A 21496-nucleotide genomic window follows, 5' to 3' on the forward strand; every position below is an offset into this window, starting at 1 on the left:
TGCACGAGTGAACTGCTGTTGTCCGTTGGGTGGTGCCCGGTTGCGGGACGTGCCGGTCCGCCCCGCCGCTCACGCGGCCCAGCGGCGGAGCACGACCACGGCGTTGTGACCGCCGAAGCCGAACGAGTTGCTCATCACCACGTCGACGTCGTGCGCCTGGGCGGTGTGCGCGACGAAGTTGACCGAGGGGTCGATGGGGGTGTCGCAGTTGATGGTGGGCGGCACCACGCCCTCCTTGATCACGAGGGCGCCGATGATGGCCTCGACCGCTCCCGCGGCGCCGATCATGTGACCGGTCATCGACTTGGTGGAGCTGACCGGGACGGTCTCGATGTGCTTGCCGAACACGGCTCGCAGCGAGGCGAGTTCGGCCTGGTCGTTGAGTTGCGTTCCGGTTCCGTGCGCGTTGACGTAGTCGACGTCCCCGGGGGTGATCCCGGCGTCGTGCAGGGCCTCGTTCATCGCCCGGCGCACCGAGATGCCCTCCGGGTGGGGGGCCGTCCAGTGGTAGGCGTCCGAACTGGCGCCGTAGCCGATGACCTCGGCGAGAACGCGCGCCCCGCGCGCCAGGGCGTGCTCGGCGGACTCCAGGACCAGCACGCCCGCCCCGGCGGCCATGACGAAGCCTCCCCGGTCCTCGTCGAAGGGCCGCGAGGCCTCGGTGGGGTCGCCCTGTCTGCCGGACAGGGCACGGGCGTTGCCGCTTCCCGCGATGTCGACGCGGGTGATGATGTCGTCGGCTCCGCCCGCGAGGACGACGTCGGTGGCGCCGGTACGGATCCACCGGGCGGCCTCGCCGATGGCGTCGGTGCCCGACGCGCAGGCACTGCTGGTGGCCCTGGAGGGGCCCCGGGCGCCGGTGATCATGCTGATCTCGCCGGCGGCGCTGTCGATGGCCCCGGTGATGGCCGCCATGGGCGCGACCGCGCGGGGCCCCTTCGCGTCGAGGTCGCGGACGTGGTCGGCGATGGACTTCATCGGACCGTAGCCGCTGCCGATGAGGACGCCCACCCGGTCGGCGTTGGACTCGTCGATGGTGAGAGCGGAGTGCTCCAGTGCCTCCTGGGCCGCGACCAGGGCGTATCGGGCGTACGGATCGGTGCGGCGGACCACCTTGTACGGGAGGTGGCGGGCCGCGTCGAAGCCCTTGACCTCTCCGGCGATCTGTACGGGCAGGTCCGCGGCCTCGACCTGGGTGATGGGGCCGATGCCGCTGCGGCCGGCGAGCAGGGCCTCCCAGGTGGTCGGGGTGTCCAGGCCGAGCGGGGTGACCATGCCCCAGCCGGTGATGACGACCCTGGTCCGGCCCTCGTTCGTGTTGTCCGTCGCCATCACGCGCCCCCCTCGGTGGAATCGGTCGTCTCGTGCCCGTCGGTCGTACGGGTCGTGCCGTCCGCGCCGGTCGCGTGCGGCGCTTCGTCCGGCGCCGGCAGCAGGGGGAAGTCGCCACCGCCCGCCACCGCCCCGAACAGCGAGTCCGCCAGCGCGACGGGCACGCGCAGGACCACCGGCCGGCCGGACTCGCAGAGCTTCCACGCGCGCTCGACGTCGGCCCTCAGGGTGGCCTTGTCGTCGAGCACCATCCTTTCCGTGCCCGGGACTTCGCGCCCGGTCCGGCGAGGTGCGCCCGGGTCGGCGAACCGGTAACGCGGCAACGGTGTCTCCCGCTGGTCGAGCTGGCTCTGCAGCCAGCCGTACCCTCCGTTGTCCAGGACGACGTACATCACTCCGAGCTCCTGCTCGGCGACCGTCACCAGGTCGGACTCGAAGAGTCCGAAGGCCCCGTCGCCGACGAAGGCGACAACGGGGCGGCCGGGCGCGGCGGCCTTCACTCCGGCGGCGGCCGCCGCGCCGAAGCCGAGGCTGGTCTGTTCGGAAGGGACGACGGAGCCGCCGGACCGGCCCGTGTCGTGCACGGGGTAGCGGTAGGACCACATGTCCTGCAGACCGTTCTCCTGCACCAGGACGAGATCGTCGGGAAGTACGCCCGCGAGGGCCGCCAGCACCTCCGCGACCTGTGGTTGCGGCTCGGCGGCAAGCTCGTGGAGGTGGGCGCGATGGGCGCGGTGCAGGTCCGCGTGGACGGCGGCGGCGCGTCGCGTCCAGTCGGCGGAGGGGGAGCAGACCGACTCGCGGGCCAGCTGACCCGCCGTCAGGGCGGCCGCATCGGCGAGGATCTTGGGCCCGGCGTAGTCGGTGCTGAATTCGGCCGCGTCGATGTTGACCTGGACCACCGGGACCTCGGTGCCGATGCGCCGGGGCCATCCGAAGGTGGCGGTCTCCTCCAAGCGGCTGCCCAGGGTGACCACGCAGTCCGTCTCCTGCCACAGTCCGGTTGCGGCTTCCGGGAGGTAGAGCCCGGCAAGTCCGCAGAAACGGGGGTGGCTTTCGTCGAAGGACCCGCGCCCGCTGGCGGTGCAGAACACGGCGGCACCCATGTGGTCGGCGAGCCGCTCCAGCATGCGGTCCGCGTTGTGGTGGCGTGTTCCGCCGCCGACGAGCAGAACCGGACGTTCGGCGGACCTGAGGGTGCGGATCGCCTCGGAGTCCTCGGCGAGCTGGACCGTCCGGGGGCGTACCGCGCCGTGAACGGCGGGGGCGCCGGCGTCGTACGGGATCTCGGCGGTCAGCAGATGGTCGGGAATCTCCAGGTAGACCGGTCCGGGTACGCCTTCGCAGGCGACCATGAGGGCGCGGCGGAGCAGGGGGACCAGGCGGCCGGGGGCGTCGACGCGGGCGGCCCACTTCACCAACGGGGTGACGAGGGCCAGTTGGTCGAGTTCCTGGAAGGCTCCCGCCCCGCGCCTGTCGGCGGCCGTGCCGGCGGAGAGCAGCACCAGGGGCGCCGCCGACGATCTGGCTTCCAGGAGTCCGGTGAGGGCGTTGGTCACGGCGGGGCCCTTGCCGGTGAAGGCGATGCCGGTCCTCCCGGACTGGAGGGCGTATCCGGTCGCCATGAACAGGGCGTTGCGCTGGTCGCGGCAGAGCACCGCGCGGATGTCGGTGGTGTCGAGGGCGGCGAGGAGGTCCAGGTCGTCGGCGGGGAGCCCGAAGGCGTCCCGCACTCCCGCCTGTTCGAGGACCTGGACGACCGCCTGCCAGCAGCCGGTCACGGTCGCCGTGTCGTCCTGGGGGGCGGCGCTGCTCATCTCGGGCCTCCGGCGGGTATCGCGTGGTCGGCGACGGCCTTGGAGACGAGGAGCGGCTCGGTGTGCCGCACGCCCTTGATGGCGGCGTAGTTGGCGCGGACGCCGGTGCCGCCGAAGGGGGCGTTGCCGTTCTCGATGTCGACGAGGGTGCGGTTGACGCTGACGGTGTGGTGGCGGCCGAGCAGTTCGACCAGCGCGGGGTCGTCGCCGTAAACGGTGGCGGCCATCGCCCGCTCCTCGAAGTACTGGTGGGTGAGCATCGAGCACAGCCAGTCCCGGCTGGTGTACGGCACCACGTTGAAGATGGGCGCGAACATCTCGGGCGGCCGTACCGGGGACTCGACGGGCCGCACCAGCACGGTGGGGCTGAGATGGCCTTCGGTGAGATCCGCCCGGCCGCCGGCGGCGATGAAGGCTCGGTTGTCGACGAGGTGGCTCAGGGCGGACTCGAAGGCGTCCAGGTAGTACATGGAGCCGTAGTCGGCCGCCGCGTCTTCGTTGCGGCCGTGCTTGAGCGAACTCACCCGCCGGGCGAGGAGGTTGCAGAACTGCGAGCTGAGCGAGGTGTGCACGAAGTAGACGTCGGGACCGAAGCAGTCCTGCCCGGAGTTCATCATGCGGGCGTGCAGCGCGCCGTCGACCGCGCTGCCGAGGTCGGCTTCCGGGCCGACGACGAACGGGTTGACGCCCTGCCCGAAGTAGAGGAACAGCTGGTCTTTGCGGAGCCGGCCGCGGATCTTCTCCGCGTTCTCGAACGCGCCTGTGAAAACCAGGACTTCGGAGCGGGATGCCTCGCCTTCGAGGAACTCGCGCTGGCCGACCCGGCACTGCTCGACGGGCAGGTCGTGCACGGTACCGATGAGCTTGTGCAGCTTCGCCGTCTGGTCGCTGATACGGCCGGAGGGCCGAAACGTCACCCGGTTGCTGTAGAGGCTGGGGATCAGCAGGTACAGGACATAGCTGTAGAGCGGGATGTTCGAGGGCATGAGCACGCTGATCTGCTCCACGCGTGGCGGCTCGTACCGCATGACCTCGTCGTACGCGCCCTCCAGCGCGCTGATGGAGACGTCTATCTCCCCGCCGGCGGTGCGGTGGTTGCACGTCGCGAAGAGTTCCTGGAGCACTTCCTCGCGCCGTGTGCGGAACAGGTCCGCCACCGCGCGCAGGGCCTCGAGTCTCTCCGGGAAGGGAATCGTGTACGCCGCCGGGTCCCGGTCGGGCTCCAGATTCTCCTGGACGTCTTCATCCTGGGCCCCATCGCGGGCCAGAACCTCAATCATCGCAGTATGCCTCTCGTGGAATTCCGGGCCACTGGTTCCCGCTCCGGGTTTCGGTGCGGCGCCGTATTCCTCGACGCCGTTTCCAGCAATGCCATGTCCCTCAGTGCCCGGCGGTCGACTTTCCCCGTGTTGTTCAGCGGGAATTCCCGCAGAACGACGACACGGTTGGGACGTTCGTGTTCCGCCACGCACCGGGCGAGTTCCCGTCGCCAGCGGGCCGCCGGCCGGCCGGTGGGGTCGGCGACGAAGAACACCAGTTGCACCCGGTCGTCCCGGCCCCCTTGTACGGCGACCACCCGGACGCGTGCGCCGCAGGCTCCGGCCCGGTCGGCGATCGAGTCCGGGTAGAGGGTGAATCCGTTACGGTGCACGGCGTCCTTGCGGCCGAGGACGGTCAGGTTGCCGTCGGCGTCCAGACGGCCGATGTCGTCCGTCCGGTACTCCTCCCGCTCAACCGGCAGCACGACTCCTCCGGGGCCGAGCAGGCCGGTCATGTAGTCCGGGGAGCGGACGACGATCTCGCCGGTCTCCCCCGTGGGGACCTCGCGCCCCGTGTCGTCCAGCACCCGGACCCCGATACCGTCCAGCGGCCGTCCGGAGCCCCGCGGCGAGGGATGCACGGCGAGAGCGATGTTGCCCGCCTCGCTGCTGCCGTAGCCGTCGAGCAGCGGGCTGCCGACCGTACGGGTGAAGCGTTCGTCCAGCTCACGACCGAGCGGCTCGCCGCCCACGCACCACATGCGGACGGTGCCGATGTCGCTCTTCCCGGCCCGCGCGCCGTCGACCAGGTTGAGCAGGGTGGTGTACGTGGCCGGGACCGCGTCGACGACGGTGACACCTTGGTCGCGGATCGCGTCCAGCGCGCGGTCCACCCGCTGACTGCTGGTCCGGAGCACCAGGGTCGCCCCGGTCAGCCGCCACAGCAGCAGCATGGACAGCCCGTACTGGTGGGTGAAGGGAAGCAGCGGGAGCAGGACGTCGTCGGAGCGGTACGCCATGCGGTCAGCGGTCCGCTCGACGTTGGCGCGGACCGAGGCACCGGAGCGCACGATGCCCTTGGGGGCGCCCGTGCTGCCCGAACTCCACACGATCAGCGCGTCCTCGCGGGCGAACCACCGCTCGGAGCCGGCCGGACCGGGCAGCGCGCCGCCGGCGTCTCCCGTGTACCGGGGTTCCCCGGCGTCCGCGAGGTCGGCGTCCGCGGCGTCGACCAGGTCGGACAGCAGCTCCTGTCCGGTCGCCGCGTCCGGCAGCCTGGTGTCGGTGAGGATCCGGTCCGCTCCGGCGGCGGCGGCCAGCGCGGCCTGCTGGGCGGCGGGCAGCCGCCGGTCGGCCAGCGCGACCGAGACCCCGCATTCCATCAGCGCGAACAGCACGAGAATGAATTCCTCGGAGTTCTCACCCGTCAGCAGAACCCTGCTCTTCTCGTTCATTCCTCGTCTGCGCAGTTCTCGTGCGACGGCCGCACAAGTCCTGTCCACGCCGGCCGTCGATATTCGACGGCCCTCCGCGTTGATGAGCATTCGCCCAGCACACCCCCAGCCCGACTGATGATTCCTCAGAACGGCATCCTGACGAAGTCGACTACAAGTGATCTATACTTGCCGCGCACTGTCGAGGAGTGGTCATTTCTGGTCTACGGTCGGGGAAACGAAGCCGAACCGCAGAGGGGAAGGCAATGACTCCGACGGAAACCACCAACGGTGCGCCCCGACATCCCGATCCGGCGGCCGATTCGGTACTGCTGCACGAGCTGGAGCCGGTCGTGGCACAGAACATCGACCGGCATCTGGCGGTCGTGCGGGACTGGAATCCGCACGACTACGTCCCTTGGAGCCGGGGCCGCGACTACGCCTTACTCGGCGGTGAGGACTGGGTTCCCGAGGACACCACCCTCGACCCCGCCGTGCGGGCCGCGCTCGTCGTCAACCTGCTCACCGAGGACAACCTCCCCGGCTACCACGGGGACTTCACCGGCACGCTGGGCCGGGACGCGGCCTGGGGCGAGTGGACCAACCGCTGGACCGCCGAGGAGGCCCGCCACGGCATCGCCCTGCGCGACTACCTCGTGGTGACCCGCGCCGTCGACCCGGTGGACCTCGAACAGCGCCGCCTGGCCCACATGTCGGCGGGCAGCGGCGGGGCGCCCGGCGGGATCCTCCAGACCCTCGCCTACGTGACGTTCCAGGAACTGGCCACCCGGATCTCCCACCGCAACACCGGAGTCGCGACCGGCTGTCCGGTGGCCGAGCAACTGCTCGTCCGCATCGCCGCCGACGAGAACCTGCACATGCTCTTCTACCGGAACCTGCTGGAGGCGGCCCTGGACCGGGCGCCCGACGACACCATGACCGCCATCCGTGACGTGGTGCTCGACTTCCGCATGCCGGGTGAGAACCAGCCGGGCTTCGCCCGGTTCTCGGCGATGATCGCGATGGCCGGAATCTACGACCTCCCGCTGCATCACGAGAAGGTCGTCATGCCCGTCCTGCGGCACCTGCGCGTCCTCGAACGCACCGGGCTCGGGCCGGCCGGCGAGGCGGCCCGCGAGGACCTGGCCCGCTTCGTGGAGGACCTGGAGCGGCGCGCCGCCACCTTCACGGCACGCCGCGAGGAACGGCTCGCCCGGTCGGCGCGCCGCGCCTCCGCCTGAACAGGGACGGGTCGTGCCGCCGCCCTCGCACGAGGCCCTCGGGGACCCGAGCCGCGGCGGAAGCGGGCTCGGGCGCGACGGACCCGCGGTGCTCGGGAGTGGACGCCCGCGGCTATGGGGGCGGTATAGCGGCCCCGCCGAGACTCGCCCGTGATCCGCCGGACCGTACACCGGCACACGACCCCGCTCACCGACAGCTAAGGCACGCCTCATGACACAGACCTCCGTGGCGACCACCGTGGCCTCGACAGCCGTGGTTCTCACCGGCGCCGAACGCAGGAAGATCGGCGGGCTCGCCGAGCGGCTGGCGAGAACCGGGCCCGCCGAGACCGACGACCTGGACTGGATCCGCGCGGTGCGTGACGCCTCGGCGGAATTGCCGCAGCGGCTGCTCGCCGGACTGCGCTCCTTCCGCCACGACGCCGGCCCCGACGGGGTGCTCCTGGTCCGCAATCTGCCCGTCCATCCGGCCGACGGGGCCCCGCTGCCCCCCACTCCCTCGCACGCCGGCTCCGTGGAACGCACCGCGACCACGGCGGCCGCGGTCATCACGGCGGCGATGCTCCAGCTGGGCGAGGTGATCGCCTTCCGCAACGAGAAGTCCGGTGCGATCGTCCAGAACGTGGTGCCGGTACCGGGGCAGGAGCGCCAGCAGTCCAACGCGGGCTCCGAGCTGCTGGAAATGCATGTGGAGAACGCGTTCCACGACAATCGGCCCGACTACATCGGCCTGTTGTGCGTCCGGGAGGACCCCTCGGGCGAAGCCCGCCTGTGCACGGCGTCCATCCGCCGGGCCCTGCCGCTGCTCTCCTCGCGGGCCCGCTCGGTGCTCTCCGAGGCCCGCTTCCTGACCGAGGCCCCGCCGTCCTTCGAGGGGCGCGCCGGCGCGGCGCCCGCGCACGCGATCCTGCCGGGGGCCGCGGAGGACCCGGACGTCCTGGTCGACTTCCACGCCACCCACCCGCTCGACGGTGAGGCCCGGGAGGCGATGACCGAGCTGCGCGACGCCTTCATCCGCACCACGTCCGCGCTCGCGGTCGTTCCGGGAGACCTCGCGATCGTCGACAACCGTCTGGCCGTACACGGGCGTTCACCGTTCGTACCTCGTTACGACGGTACGGACCGGTGGCTGCACCGGGTGTACGCGTCGCTGGACAACCGCCGCAACCGGCCGCTGCGGCACACGGCCGGTGCCGTGCTCGACTGAGCCGTCCGCAACCCGGCACGCCGCAGGGGCCCGGGAGACCACTCCCGGGCCCCTGCGCGCACCCGGCTCACACCGTCGCGGCCACCGGCCCCGGCAGGAAGCCCTCGACCCGCACGCCCAGGCCCTCCCGGGCCGCGCGGTCGCGGACCCAGCGGGCCAGCGCGAGGTCGAGCACTCCGAGACCGAACGGGGAGAACACCACGCGGCGGCCCGCCTCGCGGCGGAATCCGGAGGTGCCGCGCAGCAGCGCTCCGATCTCCGCCCCCACGAACTCCCTTCCCCCGCTCTCCTGTTCGGCGAGGTGCAGGGAGGTCCGCTCGCGGCAGACGTGGTCGGTGTCGTCGACGACGTTCTGGGCGCCGAGCACCGCCTGCGCGGTGAGGTCACGCAGCGACACGTGCAGCACGGTCGCGTCCGCCCGGAAGGCGGAGAGATCCATGTGCGGGGTCCCGGCCGTGGTGGCCAGCGACACCAGCCGGTGCGTGCCGAGCGCCCGCGACACATCCGCGGCCACGCTCACCTCCACACCCGGCGCGACAGCCCCGGCCCGCACCCTGAACTCCTCGGCGCGCCCGGGATCCAGGTCGTACACCACCGCTTCGCGCAGCGACGGCAGCCGTGCCGCGCAGAACCGCAGCACCTCCAGGTTGATCGGCCCCAGTCCGAGCAGGCCCATTCCCTCCGGCGCCCCGCCCCCGGCCGCCTCCGTGAGCACGCCTGCGGCGAGTGCGGCCGAGGCGCCGGTCCGGCGGGCGGATATCACCGAAGCCTCCATGAACGCCTCCGGCCGGCCGTCGTCCGTCGAGTTCAGCACGATCGAGGCGCTGGCCCTCTCGGCGCCGCGCGCCAGGTTGCCGGGGAAGCTGGCGATCCACTTCATCCCGGCCACGGCGTCGTCGCCGCCGAGGAAGGCGGGCAGACCGATGACCCGGTTGCGGTCGTCCCCGGGAAAGCGCAGGAAGACCGAGTGCGGCAGGGACGTACGGCCCTCGTCGTGCAATCGGTAAGCTTCCGCGACGAGTTCGAGGACCTCCTTCTCGTGCCCGTCCAGCAGGGTGGTTACCTCGTGATGGCCGACGATCAGCACGGAACGACCTCTCTCTCATCTTCTTGCCGGTTCTTCCGTTCCGGCTCCGCCGGGAACCCCGCGGAGCGCTTCCACAGATGGGAGACGTCGCCGAACTGGCCACGCACCCAGTCGTCGTCGTAGATGGTCTCCAGATAGCGGTCTCCGCCGTCCGGCAGGATCAGCACGCACGTGGAGCCCGCCGGTATCTCCGGCGCGATCCGCTCCAGCGCGGAGACGACTGCCCCCGACGACCCGCCCGCCAGTACGGCTTCCCGCTGTACCAGCCGCCTGCAGCCCACCACGCAGTCCAGGTCGCCGACGTGCACCACCCGGTGCGCGTCCTCGCGGTCGAGTACGGCGGGACGCACCGACGAGCCGTGCCCGGGGATGATCCGGCCGCACGCGCAGGCCGAGTCGAAGAGCACGCTGCCGATGGCGTCGACCGCCACGATCTTCGTGCGAAGCCCCCGGCTCCGGACGTATTCGGCACATCCGCCGAGCGTCCCCGAGGTCCCGACGGAGAGCACCAGATAGTCGACTTCGCCGTCCAGGGCCTCGTCGATCTCGGCCATGGTGGCCAGGTGCGCGCGCGGGTTGAGCGGGTTGGAGTACTGGTCGGGACAGTACGCGCCGGGGATCTCGGTCAACAGCCGGGCGACCAGCTTCAGCCGCTGCGGCAGCAGTTCCCCGGTCTCCGGGTCCGGTTCGGAGACGATGCGCACATCGGCTCCGTACGCCCGCAGGATCGCGATGTTCTGCGCTGTCGTGCGGGCGTCCACGACGCAGACGAAACTCAGCCCGAAGTACCGGCACAGCTGGGCGATCCCGATGGCGAGATTACCGGAGCTCGACTCGACGACCGTGGAGCTTCCGGGCACCAGCTGGCCCGACCTGATCCTGTCGAGCAGCATGCTGAGCGCGGAGCGGTCCTTGATGCTGCCGCCCGGATTGAACCATTCGGTCTTGGCGTACACACGGGAGGAGAAGCCGGGAATCAGCCGCTCCAGTTCAACGAGCGGTGTCTCGCCCACCGCTGAGAGAATGCCCTTGAGCCCTGCGAACACGGCTCTCCCTTCGTGAAACGGCAGTGCGTTGGGAATGCCGAGAGTTCGCGCCACCGCTATGGGCGATCTATAAGGATCGGGGACGGGGCCATAGACTCGGTCAACCTCCTTTTCTCTCACGCACATGGGAGCCAGCGTGCCCCTCGATCCCGCGTTCGCCGGCCGTGTCTACCCGACCACCGGCCCGTACGAGGTGGAGCGGGAGAAGATCCGCGAGTTCGCCGTCGCGATCGGCGAGACGCACCCGGCCCACCACGATCCGGCGGCGGCCCGGGTACTCGGCCACCGCGACCTGGTGGCTCCTCCCACCTTCCTCACGGTACTGATGCAGCGGGCCACCGACCCGGTGGTCCTCGATCCCGAACTCGGCCTGGACTACGCCAGGGTGGTCCACCGCGATCAGCGGTTCACCTTCGAGCGGCCGGTGTATGCGGGCGACGTCCTCCGGCTGGTCGTCCACATCGACGCGGTGAGGTCGCTCGCGGGCAGCGACGTACTCGAACTGCGGGCGGAGGCCGAGGACATGACGGGAGTGCCGGTGGCCACCATTCGCATGTCACTCGTCGCCCGCGCGGCCTGACCGCCTCGACGCGCCCTCGTGCAGTCGGGTCAGGTACTCGCTCGCCGAGGGCAGCGTCTCCCCCAGGATGCGCTGCTGCCGGGCGATCCGCTCGATCTGCTCCGCGGCCTCCTCGCGTTCACGGTCCAGGCGCGCCAGGGCGGGCGGTACGACGGGCAGGCCCGTGTCCAGTGACGCCAGGACGGTGAGGTGCCTCAGGTCTCCGCCGGAGAGCGGGAGGCCGCTCCGGTACGCCGCGTCGAGGTCGCGCACCGCCACCGACAGAGGGCGGGCGGTCTGCTCGCTCCAGAACGGGCTGTCCCGGCGGGGCCCGAACGCGTAGTGCAGCTGGGCGAAATCACGGTCCGCCCGGTGCCGGCACTCGGCTTCCCGGTTGAAGCGGTCCACGGCGGCCTCGCGTTCCTCCGCGGCCGACGGCAGGTGCCGCACGAGTCGGCGCAGCGCGTGCAGCACCCCGCCTGTGCGCGAGGTGTCCAACGGCTCCACCAGGGACGCCGAACCACCGATCGCCACACAGTTCTTGACCCACACGCGACGGAGCCTCCCCTGGGGCAGCGAGTTGTGGCGCACCTCCGCCTCCTCGGGATCGAGGCCGCAGAGCACGGCGAGTTCCCGTGCGGCGTCCTCGGGGCGGGTGAACTCGGCCGCGTAGACGCGTCCGACGCCCGTGCGGTCCAGCAGGGGCATCCGCCACAGCCAGCCGTCGGGCGCGGCGAGGAGGCTGGTGTACGGAGCGATGCCCGCGTCGGAGCCGGCGGGGGTGGTCAGGGTGACGGTGCGGTCGCACAGCAGCCGGTCGGCTTCGCCCGCGCGGGGCTCTCCGAGCGCTCCCGCGAGCAGATCGGCGGGTGTCCCGGTGCAGTCGAGGAACAGCTCGCCCGCGACGCGCAGCCCTTGCCCGGTGACGACCGCCACGACGTCGCCGCGCGCGTCGCGCACCGCCCGTCCCAGGCTCCCCCGCGCCGTCTCCACGCCCCACCTGCGGGTCGCCACGTCCCGCAGGTAGGCGGTGAACAAGGCCGTGTCGACGTGCCAGCCGTAGGACAGCGCCGCGCGGCCGTCCAGCCAGCGTGGCGACCTCCGCGCGTCCAGCAGCGGTGGTTCGCGGAAGCAGGCACGGTCGAGGGGCTCAAGCGTCTCCCCGGCGTTCCGGCGCCAGGCCCAGTAGTACGGAAGGGCGACGTGCGATATCTCGGTCCTGCTGCCCCCCACAGGATCGTAGAACCGGTCGGCACCGCCGTTGGGGAGCTCTCTCGCGGCCCATTGCGCAGGCCCGCCGGTGCGCCAGTTCGTGTAACGGGCGGCCACTCGGAAGGAGGCGCGGCAGGCTCGCATCCAGTCGGACTCCTGGATTCCGAGCGGATCGAAGAAGTCATTCTGCATCTCGGCGGGCAGCGCCTGCACGTCTCCCGTCGCGGCGGCGTCGGCATCGCTCCCGAGGGTCTCCCCGGGTGCTTCGAGGACGGTGATCCGTACGGCGCTCCCGAGGGTCCCGGCGAGGTAGGCGGCGCTGAGCCAGCCTGCGGTGGTGCCCCCCACCACGACGATTCTTCCGATGCGGCATCCCATGCCGTGATGCCACCCTCGCGGTCTACCAAGAATCTCTGACGGCTCCCGGTGGAGTGGCCGGATCGGTACGCGCAGGCAGGCTCGGCACCTTACGACAACTCCTCGCCTCGGCGGAGAGCTTCGCGACACATCGCAGCAAAATAGTTTCGAAAGAGCCCGGAAAGCGACTCTCCGTATTGTTCTGACTGTTGCTTCGCGGCGCGCCGACAGCGGGCCGGACATCCACAGGAATCCCAGGGGGACACATGAGGCACGCCGCCCAGCGCACGAAGTTACTCGCTCCGCTCGGAGTCCTCCTCGCGAGCCACGTGATGCTCCTGGGCGTGGCCGGTGCGTTCACCGGCCTCACGGTGACGCTCGGCTCCGGCCCGTGGACGGGCGTCCGCTCGGCCCCGTACAGAGACAGCCCGTGGACCAGCCCGACGCCCCGCACCACGCCCGACGACCCCTGGACCCGCTCCGCCCCTGCCCCTGCTTCCGCGTAGCCTCCGGCGCCGGCCCCGGGCTGCCCGCCGTCCGAAGGCCGTGGGCCCGTGGGCCCGTGAGCCCGTGGGCCCCTACGGCTTGACCAGCGCGAAGAGCTCATCGGGGTCCGGCAGCGCGGCCGTACCGTTCGCATCCTCCGGGCCACCCGTGTCCACCGCTGCGAGCAAGGTCTCCGCCCGCTCCCGCCAGCGGCTGCCGGCCCCCACCTCCGCGAAGAGGCGGGCGGCCGTACGCAGCCGGTCCACGGCTCCCGGCTTGTCGCCCCGCAGCGCCAGCAGGCAGCCGAGGACGGCTGCCGCCCGCCCCTCCAGGAACCGGTCGGGCACCTCGCACGCCACCGACAGCCCCTCCAGCAGAACCGATTCGGCCTCTGCCGTCCGGCCCTGCCCCCACAGCGCCTCGCCGAGAGCCCGGAGTGCGTGGGCCTCTCCGCGCACGTCCCCCGACTCCCTGACGAGTTCCAGCGCCCTGCGGCACGCTTTCTCGGCCTTGGCCGCCTCGCCCAGGCGGGTGAGCGCCTCGGCCAACCGCACCGAGCTCTGCGCCTCGCCGCGCCCGCTGCCCAGTGCCCGGCCGCGGACGATAGCCTCGGCGGAGAGTTCCAGGCTCGCCGCCGCCTCTCCGCGCTCCAGTTCGATCTGCGCGAGGAGCCCCAGCATGTACGCCTCTCCGTACAGATCGCCGACCGACCGGAAGTTCTCCAGCGCCTCGCGGCCGATCACCGCGGCCCTGTCCGGCTCACCCTGATGGCGTTCGCACATCGCCATGTTCCGCAACACCAGTGCGCAGCCCTGCCGCTCCCCCAGCTTCTCGAAGAGCTCCAGGGCGAGTCTCTGCCGCTCCCGCGCGCCGTCGTGGTCCCACTGGACGATCTCCAGGGTGCTCAGGGAGTGCAGCATCACCGCCTCGCCCAGCGGATCCCCGTCCCGCCGCACAGCCTCCAGGGACAACTCGGCACAACGGCGCCAGTCCTCAAGGTAGTTGCCGCTCTGGAAGAACGTGACACTCAAGGATGTCAGCCCCCAGGCGTACGACCCGGCTCCGTCGTCCTGCGATGCCTGCTCCACGAGAGCGGCGATGGACGCCCGCTCGGTCTCGAACCAGCCCACCGGGGTGTCGACCAGCCGCGCGGGTAGCGGATGCGGCGCGGACGGGTTGCGTACGACGGTGAAGTTTCCCCCGTAGACCCGGCGGTGGGCCTCCCGGGCCAACCCGAACCAGCCGCCGTACGCGCGCCGCACGGCGCCCCGGCGGTCGTCTTCGCTCTCCTCCGCGTTCGCGCATTCGCGGGCGAACAGCCGCGGCAGCTCCTGGAACCGGTAGCGGACCTGGCCGTCGGAGCCGGCGCTGAGCGGTTCGAGGAGCTGCGCGTCGACCAGTTCCTCCACCAGGTCCTCGGCTTCGGCTGGTTCGATGTCCAGCAGGGCGGCCCCGGCCCAAGCGGCGAAGTCGGGCACGGACAGCAGGCCGAGGAGCCGGAACATCCTGGCCGCACCGGGCGCCAGGTACCGGTAGCTGAGCCGCAGACTGGCGCGCACGCCGCGCTCGTCGGGGCTCAGTTCGTCAAGTCTTCGACGCTGGTCCTGGAGGCGCCTGACCAGAGTGCCCACCGACCAGTGCGGCTTGGCGGCGAGACGCGCCGCCGCGATCCGCAGGGCGAGGGGCAGCCCGTCGCAGAGCTGGACGATCCTGGCCGCGCCCACGGGGTCGGCGGCCAGCCTGCCGTCCCCCGCGACCCGGGCCAGCAGGGAGACTGCCTCGTACTCGTCCAGCGCACCGAGGTTCAGCGACTCGACGGCGTAGTCGCCGGCGAGCGCACCGGCCATAGCGTCGCGGCCGGTGACCAGGACGCAGCAGTGCCCGGCGCCGGGCAGCAGCGAGCGGATCTGTGAGAAGGAGCGGGCGTTGTCGAGGACGATCAGGACGCGGCGACCCACCAGGATGCCGCGGAACAGGTCCGCGCGCTCGTTCTGGTCGGTGGGTATCTGCGGAGCGGCGACACCGAGTGCGCGCAGGAAGCCGTCGAGGACCGCGCTGGGGCGGCGAGGGGCTTCTTCCTCGTCGTACCCGCGCAGGTCCGCGAAGAGCTGGCCGCCGGGGAAGCGGTCGGCGACCTGGTGGGCCCAGCGAACCGCGAGCGCGGTCTTGCCCACGCCCCCGGCGCCCACGACGAACCCGACTGGCAGTGCTCCGCCTCCCAGCCTGCCCAACAGCGGATCGAGCAGTGCTACTTCCTCACGTCTTCCCGTGAAGGATGCTAATTCCGCAGGAAGTTGGGATGGGACGGTGGAGCCGCCGGCCGCCGGGACCGCCGGAGACGGGGCTCCCAGCTGCGGCGCGTCGGCGAGGATCAGTTCGTACAGCTCCTGGAGGGCGGGGCCGGGGTCGATGCCCAGCTCCTCGGCGAGGCGTGTCCGTCCTGAGCAGTACGTCCCCAGCGCCTCCGCCCGCCGACCCGAGCGGTACTGGGCGAGCATCAGGTGGGCGATGGCCTGCTCACGCAGTGGGTGCGCCAGCGTGAAACTGGCCAGCTCACCCAGTATTTCCTGGTGTTGGCCCAGACCGATACGCAGCCCGGCGTACTCCTCGTAGATGTCGCACCGCAGCTCGTCGAGCCGGCCGGCTTCCGCCTCGACACGGCCCGACATCACGCCCTCCAGAGCGGGCCCGCGCCACATGGCGAGGGCGTCCTGGAAGCGGGCGCAGGCCTCCTGGACCCTGCCCTCCCTGGCTGCGTCCCGTCCGAGCATCGCGCTGCGCTCGAACTCGGATGCGTCGATGCGGTGTTCACCGGTGCTGAGCATGTAGCCGGGATGGCTGGTGACGAGGATGCCGTCGAGACCCGCCGCCTTTTTGAAGGTCTTGCGCAGAGCCGAGACGCAGATGGCGAGCTGGTTGCGAGCGGTCGCGGGCGGACTGCCGTCCCACACCGCCTCGGCCAGGGCGTCGACCGAGACCACCCGGTCCGGAGCGAGCAGCAGCATCGACATGAGAGTGCGCTGGCGGGCCCCCTGCAGTGGCACTGCCCTACCGTCCACCTCGACGTCCAGCGGCCCCAGGATACGGAATACGACCTGAAGCACCAACGCCCCCGCTTTCCCCACGGCTACAACGCCCCCGTTGCCGCCTATACACGGAATCTGACAGATTTGACACCGAACCTGATCAAGATGCCACCACTCTAGCCACATTGTCTCCACCCCTCCAGGGACGGCCGCGATGGAGTTGCGTCAAGGGCAAGTCGTGTCCGGCCACCCGTAGCCGTCGCGGCGCGATCCCGTCACGGCGGTCCCACGGACGGCTTCCGCCGCCTGTCGACCATGGCGCCGCCGACACCCGCGCGGGCCGGCAGGAACGCCCGGCGGCCGTCCTCGTGCGTCCCCACGACGACGGCCCGTCCCGCACGCGGCACCAGGTACTGAGCTTGTTCGTCCTCGGCCGACAGCACGCGACGACCAGGCCGCGGCCCGCCATCTCGTACGCCACCAAGAGAAGTTGGCGCGCACCTACCGCGACTCGACCTTCCGCCCGTTGCTGAAGGTGGTCAACTCCGAGGCGTACGGACCTGACATGGTGGACGACATGGTGGAGGTGGTCGCGGACGTGACGCGCGCCGCGCAGACCCCTCTCCCCGCACCGGCCGCTGTCACCGAAGCCACCGAAGCCACGGACTGAGCGGGACACCGGGCGGAGAAACGGCATTCCGGAATCCGGACGCCGAGGACGCGGGAGGCAAAGCCGGCGGAAGCGGAAAAGGCGTGTGCGCCGGGTCGCGGTTCGACGCGGGGCGGTTCAACCGCTTCCGAGCTTGAATCCGACCCCTCGCACGGTAATGATCCATCCATTGGCGCCCAGTTTTCCGCGGAGGCTGCTGACGTGCGTGTCCACGGTCCGCCTGGACCATGAATCACCCCACACCTGCTGGAGCAACCTCTTCCTCGGAATTACCGTGTCCGGGTACGAGGCGAGCACGCAGAGAAGATCGAACTCCTTGCGGGTCAGCCCCACGTTCCGTCCGGCGAGACGGACTTCACGGGAATTCACGTCGATGTGCAGGGGGCCGCGGTCGATCGCCGCGCCCGCGCTGCGCCGGGAGCGCACCCGGCGCATGACCGCGTCGATCCGGGCCATCAGCTCCCGGAAGCCGTAGGGCTTGACGAGGTAGTCGTCGGCGCCGGACTGCAGGCCGAGGACGCGGTCGAGTTCGGAGCCGCGGGCGGTGACGACGATCATCGGCACGCAGCTCACCGCGCGGATCCCCTTGCACACCTCCAGTCCGTCCAGGTCGGGGAGATCGAGGTCCAACAGGACCAGATCCACGTCTTCGTGGGCCTCCAGCGCCGCGCTTCCGCGGTCCACGGCGGCAACCTCGTGGCCGTGCCGGCGCAGACCGTCCACCAGTGTGCAGGCGTCGGAGGCGTCGTTCTCCACGATGAGGATGCGCCAACCGCCAGGCGCGGACTGCGCGGCGCGGACGGGAAGCCCGACGGACGGCGGGCGCACCGCGGCCGCCGTCCCGGCGCGGCCGGACAGGGCGGCCGCCTCCGGTATGAGAGGCCCCGGCGACCGCTGCGACGAAGTGTGCGGCATATTGTCCCCCTGGACACGTTCGCGGAGTGCGGTCACGTAAGGGCTGTCCCGCAATTCCTGGCGGGTGCAATTCTACGAACGGGACTAGCGAACCCACAGGGCCGCAGGGTGAAGAGACTGTTGCAGTCGCATGAAACAGTATCCAATATGTGTCCCACGGCTCGGCCCGGGGATTGCGCGCAATCGCCCGCGCTCGGGCCGACCTGCCCGCCCTCCCGTTTTCCGGGCGGCCCGGACCGCGCCGCGGGTCGCTTCCGGTCATCCCGAATTTCCCGCCCCAAGCGGGTGACGTGTGTCAGGGGCAGCCATTTCCGGTGGCGCCGTGTCCCCTTTCCCGGCCTTGACGGGAGGCGCCGAGGACGGGCGGTGCAACGGCAACCCGGTGGACGCGAGGGGGAGTCCGGTACCGCCGTGCCGCCCGGCGACCAGCTGCGCGGCGACGGAGATCGCCGTCTCCTGCGGCGTACGGCCGCCCAGATCGAGCCCGATCGGCGAGGCGAGCCGGGCCAGTTGGGCCTCGGTGACGCCCTCCTCCCTCAGTCGCGCCACCCGCTCCCCGTGCACCCGGCGGGAACCCATCGCCCCGACGTAGGCGACCGGCAGCCGCAGGGCGAGGGCGAGCAACGGCAGGTCGAACTTGGGGTCGTGGGTGACCACGCAGAGCACCGTCCGGGCGTCCACGTCGGTTCCCGCGAGATAGCGGTGCGGCCAGTCGACGACCACCTCGTCCGCCCCGGGGAAGCGGGCCGGGGTGAGAAAGGCGGGCCGGGCGTCGCAGACGGTGACGCGGTAGCCGAGGAAGACGCCGATCCGCGTCAGCGCGGCCGCGAAGTCGTTGGCGCCGAAGACGATCAGACGCGGCGCAGGTGCCGACGACTCGACGAAGAGGGTGACCGGCCGGCCGCAGTACGAGCCGTCGGCCCCCAGGGTCACGGCGCCCGTCCGGCCGACGGCGAGCAGCGCCGCGGCTTCCGCCGCCGCGACCTCGTCCAGCCGGGGATCACCGCCGAGCGTCCCGGAGACTGAGCCGTCCTGACGGACGGTCAGTAGTCTGCCCCCCGGATCCGGCAGGCCGTCCAGTACCCGTACGAGCGCGACGCCCCTGCCGGCCGCCGCGTGGTCCAGTGCGTCGTCCAGCGCCCCGGCGCCCGCGGCCGCCAGGACCGGGGTGACCAGGACGTCGATGACCCCGCCGCAGGTGAGGCCGACGGCGAAGGCGTCCTCGTCGCTGAAGCCGAATCGTTCCAGCACGGCCTGCCCGTCGTCCAGGGCGCGTTCGCAGAGGTCGTGGACCGCCCCCTCCACGCATCCCCCGGAGACCGAGCCGAGCACCGTGCCCGTCCGGTCCAGAGCGAGCGCCGCACCGGGCTGCCTCGGGGCGCTGCCCTGGACGCCGACCACGGTGGCCACCGCGAAGTCCTTCCCCTCGTCCCGCCATCGACGCAGTTCTCCGGCCAAGTCGAGCATTCACCCCTCCTGGTGCGACTGGTGCGACTGGTGCGACTGGTGCGACAGATACCGCCCCGGGGCGCGGGGCGGACGAAACACGCGGACCACACGGGCCACGGAACACGCGCAACACGCCGAACACGCGCGGGAGTTCGGGCCGTCCGGGACCCGAGCCGGGGGGGCCACCCCTCGTCCGGCCCCAGCCGCCCGTCCGTCCCCCGCGTCGCTCGTCCACCTCGACCACCGGAACCGGTCGGGCACCCCTTGAGGGCTGTCAGCCGTCCGCGCGGTCGTCCGCGTCGAGGACGCGCCGCAGCAGCAGGGTGAGCGTCTTGCGCTCGTCCGGGTCGAGACAGGACAGGAAGGCGTCCTGGGACGCCTTCGCGACCTCGCCCAGCCGGCGTTGCTCCGCCGCACCCTCGTCCGTGAGTTCCACCACCTGGCGCCGCCGGTCCGCCCGGTCCCGGGTGCGCCGCACCAGACCCCGCTCCTCGACGGTGTCGAGGTACCCGCCCAGATGGCTGCGCTGGAATCCGAGCCGGTCCGCCATGACGTGCTGGGGCAGCGGGCCGAAGTCGGCGAGCGCGGTGAGCGTGGCGAAGTGCGGCAGCCGGAGCCCCGACCGGCCCACCGCGTCGACCAGGGCTTCGTGCCCGATGCGGGCCACGTGGCTGGCGACGTACGAGGGCAGGGCCAGCAGGCTGGGCGGGCGGAGCCCTTCCTGGGGCAGGTCCCCTCGCGGGCCGGCGCTCTCCGAAGGGCTGCCGCCGGGTCGGCACTGCTCGGTGTCGCTCATACCGGCATCGTACGCGAAGACAGTGCCTGGACGTAAGGGCAACGTCATGTAATGATTCCGTCGTGATATTAATTTGGCGCTCCCGCCCCGTTCCGCATACGGCGGCGCCCACGTCCCGGAGGACCGCTCGATGACCGACACGCCCACCACCCCCGCCGAGGCCCCGGCCTCCGCCCCGGCCGCGCGCTCCATCGCCGCGCCGTTCGCCGCGCTGCTCCTCGCGGTGCTGTCCTTCTCGCTGATGCAGACGATGGTCGTGCCGGCGCTGCCCAATCTCCGGGAGGAGTTCGGCGCCTCGACGACCGGCGTCTCCTGGGTGATCAGCTCCTTCCTCCTGTCCGCCTCCGTCGCCACCGCGCTGCTGGGCCGGGTCGGCGACATGTTCGGCAAGAAGCGGGTACTGATCGCGAGCCTCAGCGTCTTCGCTCTCGGCACCCTGCTCGCCGCCCTGTCCGACTCCCTCGGTCTGCTGATCGCGGCCCGCACCGTCCAGGGCGTCGGCTCGGCCGCCTTCCCGCTGGCCTTCGGCATCGTGCGCGACCAGTTCCCGCGCGAGCGGGTCCCGGTGGCCATCGGGCTGATCTCCTCCACCTTCGGCATCGGTTTCGGAGTGGGCCTGGTGATCCCGGGGCCGATCGTGGACGCGCTGGACTGGCACTGGATCTTCTGGCTCGGCCTGATCGTGATCGTGCTGGGCATCGCCGCCGTGGCCGCCTTCATCCAGGAGTCCTCGGTCCGTTCCCCCGGCCGCATCGACTGGCCCGGCGTCTTCCTGCTCAGCGCGGGCATCGTGGCGCTGCTGCTCGCCATCAGCCAGGGCAAGTCGTGGGGCTGGGCCTCGGCCTCGGTCATCGGTCTGTTCGTCGCCGCGCTCGTTCTGCTGGTGGTGTTCTGGTACGTGGAGACCAAGGTGCGCGAGCCGCTCATCGACATCGAACTGCTGCGCCGCCCCGCGGTCCTGACCAGCCACATCACCGCCCTCATCATCGGTTTCGGCATGTACGGGGCCTTCACCCTCGTCCCGCTGCTCGCGCAGACCCCATCCCGGGCCGGATACGGCTTCGACGCCTCCGTCACCGAGTCGGGGCTGTTCATGGTGCCGATGGCGGTGACCATGCTGTTCGCGAGTCCGCTCGCCGGCCGGCTCGGCGCGGCCTTCGGGTGGAAGCTCCCGCTGGTACTGGCCTGCCTGATCGGCGTGGTCGGGTTCGTCGTCTACGCGGCGGCGCACGACAGCGAGTGGGCCATGTACGCGGGCTCCGCCGTCCTCGGCATCGGTGTCGGGTTCGCCTTCGCGGCCCTCGCCAACCTCGTGGTCAGCGCCGTCGACCGCAGCCAGACCGGCCAGGCGACCGGCATCAACACCATCATGCGGACCATCGGGGGCTCGCTGGGCGCGCAGATCGCGGCGTCGCTGGTCGCGGCGGAGACGATCCCGGGCACGCCGATCCCCGTCGAGTCCGGCTACACCACGGCGTTCGTGATGTCCGCGATCGCCCTCGGCGTAGCCACGCTGGCCGCCCTGGCGGGTCCGGGGTCCTTGCGCCGCAAGGCCGTGGCCCCCGCCGCCGCCCCGAGCAGCGGCCCCAGCGCCGCCTGACGAT

At 71.5% G+C, this 21496-nt stretch carries 17 protein-coding genes and 1 pseudogene; 6 read left to right on the forward strand and 12 right to left on the reverse strand.

What is annotated here, in order from left to right:
• Window positions 1-69: 69 nt before the first annotated feature.
• From fabF to OHT52_RS02835, 4 genes are read right to left on the reverse strand one after another with little or no spacing between them, the layout of a single operon-like run.
• Window positions 70-1332, reverse strand: coding sequence for a beta-ketoacyl-ACP synthase II (gene fabF, locus OHT52_RS02820; RefSeq protein WP_328718510.1), 1263 nt, complete (start codon window positions 1330-1332; stop codon window positions 70-72).
• Complete coding sequence (locus OHT52_RS02825; RefSeq protein WP_328718511.1) at window positions 1332-3149, reverse strand: thiamine pyrophosphate-binding protein; 1818 nt, start codon at window positions 3147-3149, stop codon at window positions 1332-1334. Before OHT52_RS02825 ends, fabF begins: the two co-directional genes overlap by 1 nt.
• Window positions 3146-4429 (reverse strand): aldehyde dehydrogenase family protein, encoded by a 1284-nt coding sequence (locus OHT52_RS02830; protein WP_328718512.1) that lies wholly within the window; start codon window positions 4427-4429, stop codon window positions 3146-3148. Before OHT52_RS02830 ends, OHT52_RS02825 begins: the two co-directional genes overlap by 4 nt.
• A complete protein-coding gene (locus tag OHT52_RS02835) occupies window positions 4426-5952 on the reverse strand; it encodes a class I adenylate-forming enzyme family protein (RefSeq protein ID WP_328718513.1) in 1527 nt (508 codons plus the stop codon). The genes OHT52_RS02830 and OHT52_RS02835 overlap by 4 nt, the downstream gene beginning before the upstream one ends.
• 155 nt (window positions 5953-6107) lie before the next feature.
• Here OHT52_RS02835 and OHT52_RS02840 point away from each other — a divergent pair, with 155 nt between their 5' ends.
• Together OHT52_RS02840 and OHT52_RS02845 are read left to right on the forward strand one after the other, a co-directional pair.
• On the forward strand, window positions 6108-7082 hold the full coding sequence (locus OHT52_RS02840; RefSeq protein WP_328718514.1) for an acyl-ACP desaturase: 975 nt from the start codon (window positions 6108-6110) through the stop codon (window positions 7080-7082).
• Window positions 7083-7293: 211 nt separating this feature from the next.
• The gene (locus tag OHT52_RS02845) at window positions 7294-8289 is read left to right on the forward strand and encodes a TauD/TfdA family dioxygenase (RefSeq protein WP_328718515.1); all 996 of its coding nucleotides are present in this window, start codon (window positions 7294-7296) and stop codon (window positions 8287-8289) included.
• Window positions 8290-8356: 67 nt separating this feature from the next.
• On the opposite strand, the gene sbnB is transcribed toward OHT52_RS02845, so the two are convergent.
• A complete protein-coding gene (gene sbnB / locus OHT52_RS02850; protein ID WP_328718516.1) occupies window positions 8357-9376 on the reverse strand; it encodes a 2,3-diaminopropionate biosynthesis protein SbnB in 1020 nt (339 codons plus the stop codon).
• A complete protein-coding gene (sbnA, locus tag OHT52_RS02855) occupies window positions 9370-10389 on the reverse strand; it encodes a 2,3-diaminopropionate biosynthesis protein SbnA (RefSeq protein WP_328718517.1) in 1020 nt (339 codons plus the stop codon). The genes sbnB and sbnA overlap by 7 nt, the downstream gene beginning before the upstream one ends.
• A 157-nt stretch (window positions 10390-10546) precedes the next feature.
• On the opposite strand from sbnA, the gene OHT52_RS02860 reads away from it, so the two are divergent.
• Window positions 10547-11002: a MaoC family dehydratase N-terminal domain-containing protein gene (locus OHT52_RS02860; protein WP_328718518.1), complete on the forward strand. Its 456-nt coding sequence runs from the start codon at window positions 10547-10549 to the stop codon at window positions 11000-11002.
• On the opposite strand, the gene OHT52_RS02865 is transcribed toward OHT52_RS02860, so the two are convergent.
• Window positions 10979-12571, reverse strand: coding sequence for a tryptophan 7-halogenase (locus OHT52_RS02865; RefSeq protein ID WP_328718520.1), 1593 nt, complete (start codon window positions 12569-12571; stop codon window positions 10979-10981). The genes OHT52_RS02860 and OHT52_RS02865 overlap by 24 nt on opposite strands.
• 245 nt (window positions 12572-12816) lie before the next feature.
• On the opposite strand from OHT52_RS02865, the gene OHT52_RS02870 reads away from it, so the two are divergent.
• Complete coding sequence (locus OHT52_RS02870) at window positions 12817-13056, forward strand: hypothetical protein (RefSeq protein ID WP_328718521.1); 240 nt, start codon at window positions 12817-12819, stop codon at window positions 13054-13056.
• 72 nt (window positions 13057-13128) lie between these two features.
• On the opposite strand, the gene OHT52_RS02875 is transcribed toward OHT52_RS02870, so the two are convergent.
• Both OHT52_RS02875 and OHT52_RS02880 read right to left on the reverse strand, forming a co-directional pair.
• Window positions 13129-16080 (reverse strand): AfsR/SARP family transcriptional regulator, encoded by a 2952-nt coding sequence (locus tag OHT52_RS02875; protein ID WP_328718523.1) that lies wholly within the window; start codon window positions 16078-16080, stop codon window positions 13129-13131.
• A gap of 257 nt (window positions 16081-16337) precedes the next feature.
• Window positions 16338-16505, reverse strand: coding sequence for a hypothetical protein (locus OHT52_RS02880; RefSeq protein WP_328718524.1), 168 nt, complete (start codon window positions 16503-16505; stop codon window positions 16338-16340).
• 5 nt (window positions 16506-16510) lie between these two features.
• Between OHT52_RS02880 and OHT52_RS02885 the strand changes: the two are divergent.
• A pseudogene (locus tag OHT52_RS02885) lies at window positions 16511-16732 on the forward strand (hypothetical protein); the annotation flags it as partial.
• Between the two features lie 117 nt (window positions 16733-16849).
• On the opposite strand, the gene OHT52_RS02890 reads toward OHT52_RS02885, so the two are convergent.
• The 3 genes from OHT52_RS02890 to OHT52_RS02900 all read right to left on the reverse strand — a co-directional run bounded on the left by OHT52_RS02890 (window position 16850) and on the right by OHT52_RS02900 (window position 19892).
• Entirely contained in the window at window positions 16850-17647 is a 798-nt protein-coding gene (locus OHT52_RS02890) for a response regulator transcription factor (RefSeq protein WP_328718525.1), read from the reverse strand.
• A gap of 258 nt (window positions 17648-17905) precedes the next feature.
• A complete protein-coding gene (locus tag OHT52_RS02895; RefSeq protein WP_328718526.1) occupies window positions 17906-19114 on the reverse strand; it encodes an XdhC family protein in 1209 nt (402 codons plus the stop codon).
• A gap of 256 nt (window positions 19115-19370) precedes the next feature.
• Window positions 19371-19892: a MarR family winged helix-turn-helix transcriptional regulator gene (locus tag OHT52_RS02900; protein WP_328718527.1), complete on the reverse strand. Its 522-nt coding sequence runs from the start codon at window positions 19890-19892 to the stop codon at window positions 19371-19373.
• 73 nt (window positions 19893-19965) lie between these two features.
• On the opposite strand from OHT52_RS02900, the gene OHT52_RS02905 reads away from it, so the two are divergent.
• Window positions 19966-21492, forward strand: coding sequence for an MFS transporter (locus OHT52_RS02905; RefSeq protein WP_328718528.1), 1527 nt, complete (start codon window positions 19966-19968; stop codon window positions 21490-21492).
• Window positions 21493-21496: the final 4 nt, after the last annotated feature.

The organism is Streptomyces sp. NBC_00247 (genome assembly GCF_036188265.1).
In the GTDB taxonomy this organism is placed as follows: Bacteria; Actinomycetota; Actinomycetes; order Streptomycetales; family Streptomycetaceae; genus Streptomyces.

What these genes read in the sequence shown, in the direction of transcription:
- fabF (WP_328718510.1), bottom strand. Translation starts at nt 1,332, where the DNA reads ATGGCGACGGACAACACGAACGAGGGCCGGACCAGGGTCGTCATCACC.
- OHT52_RS02825 (WP_328718511.1), bottom strand. Translation starts at nt 3,149, where the DNA reads ATGAGCAGCGCCGCCCCCCAGGACGACACGGCGACCGTGACCGGCTGC.
- OHT52_RS02830 (WP_328718512.1), bottom strand. Translation starts at nt 4,429, where the DNA reads ATGATTGAGGTTCTGGCCCGCGATGGGGCCCAGGATGAAGACGTCCAG.
- OHT52_RS02835 (WP_328718513.1), bottom strand. Translation starts at nt 5,952, where the DNA reads ATGCTCATCAACGCGGAGGGCCGTCGAATATCGACGGCCGGCGTGGAC.
- OHT52_RS02840 (WP_328718514.1), top strand. Translation starts at nt 6,108, where the DNA reads ATGACTCCGACGGAAACCACCAACGGTGCGCCCCGACATCCCGATCCG.
- OHT52_RS02845 (WP_328718515.1), top strand. Translation starts at nt 7,294, where the DNA reads ATGACACAGACCTCCGTGGCGACCACCGTGGCCTCGACAGCCGTGGTT.
- OHT52_RS02860 (WP_328718518.1), top strand. Translation starts at nt 10,547, where the DNA reads ATGGGAGCCAGCGTGCCCCTCGATCCCGCGTTCGCCGGCCGTGTCTAC.
- OHT52_RS02865 (WP_328718520.1), bottom strand. Translation starts at nt 12,571, where the DNA reads ATGGGATGCCGCATCGGAAGAATCGTCGTGGTGGGGGGCACCACCGCA.
- OHT52_RS02870 (WP_328718521.1), top strand. Translation starts at nt 12,817, where the DNA reads ATGAGGCACGCCGCCCAGCGCACGAAGTTACTCGCTCCGCTCGGAGTC.
- OHT52_RS02890 (WP_328718525.1), bottom strand. Translation starts at nt 17,647, where the DNA reads ATGCCGCACACTTCGTCGCAGCGGTCGCCGGGGCCTCTCATACCGGAG.
- OHT52_RS02895 (WP_328718526.1), bottom strand. Translation starts at nt 19,114, where the DNA reads ATGCTCGACTTGGCCGGAGAACTGCGTCGATGGCGGGACGAGGGGAAG.
- OHT52_RS02900 (WP_328718527.1), bottom strand. Translation starts at nt 19,892, where the DNA reads ATGAGCGACACCGAGCAGTGCCGACCCGGCGGCAGCCCTTCGGAGAGC.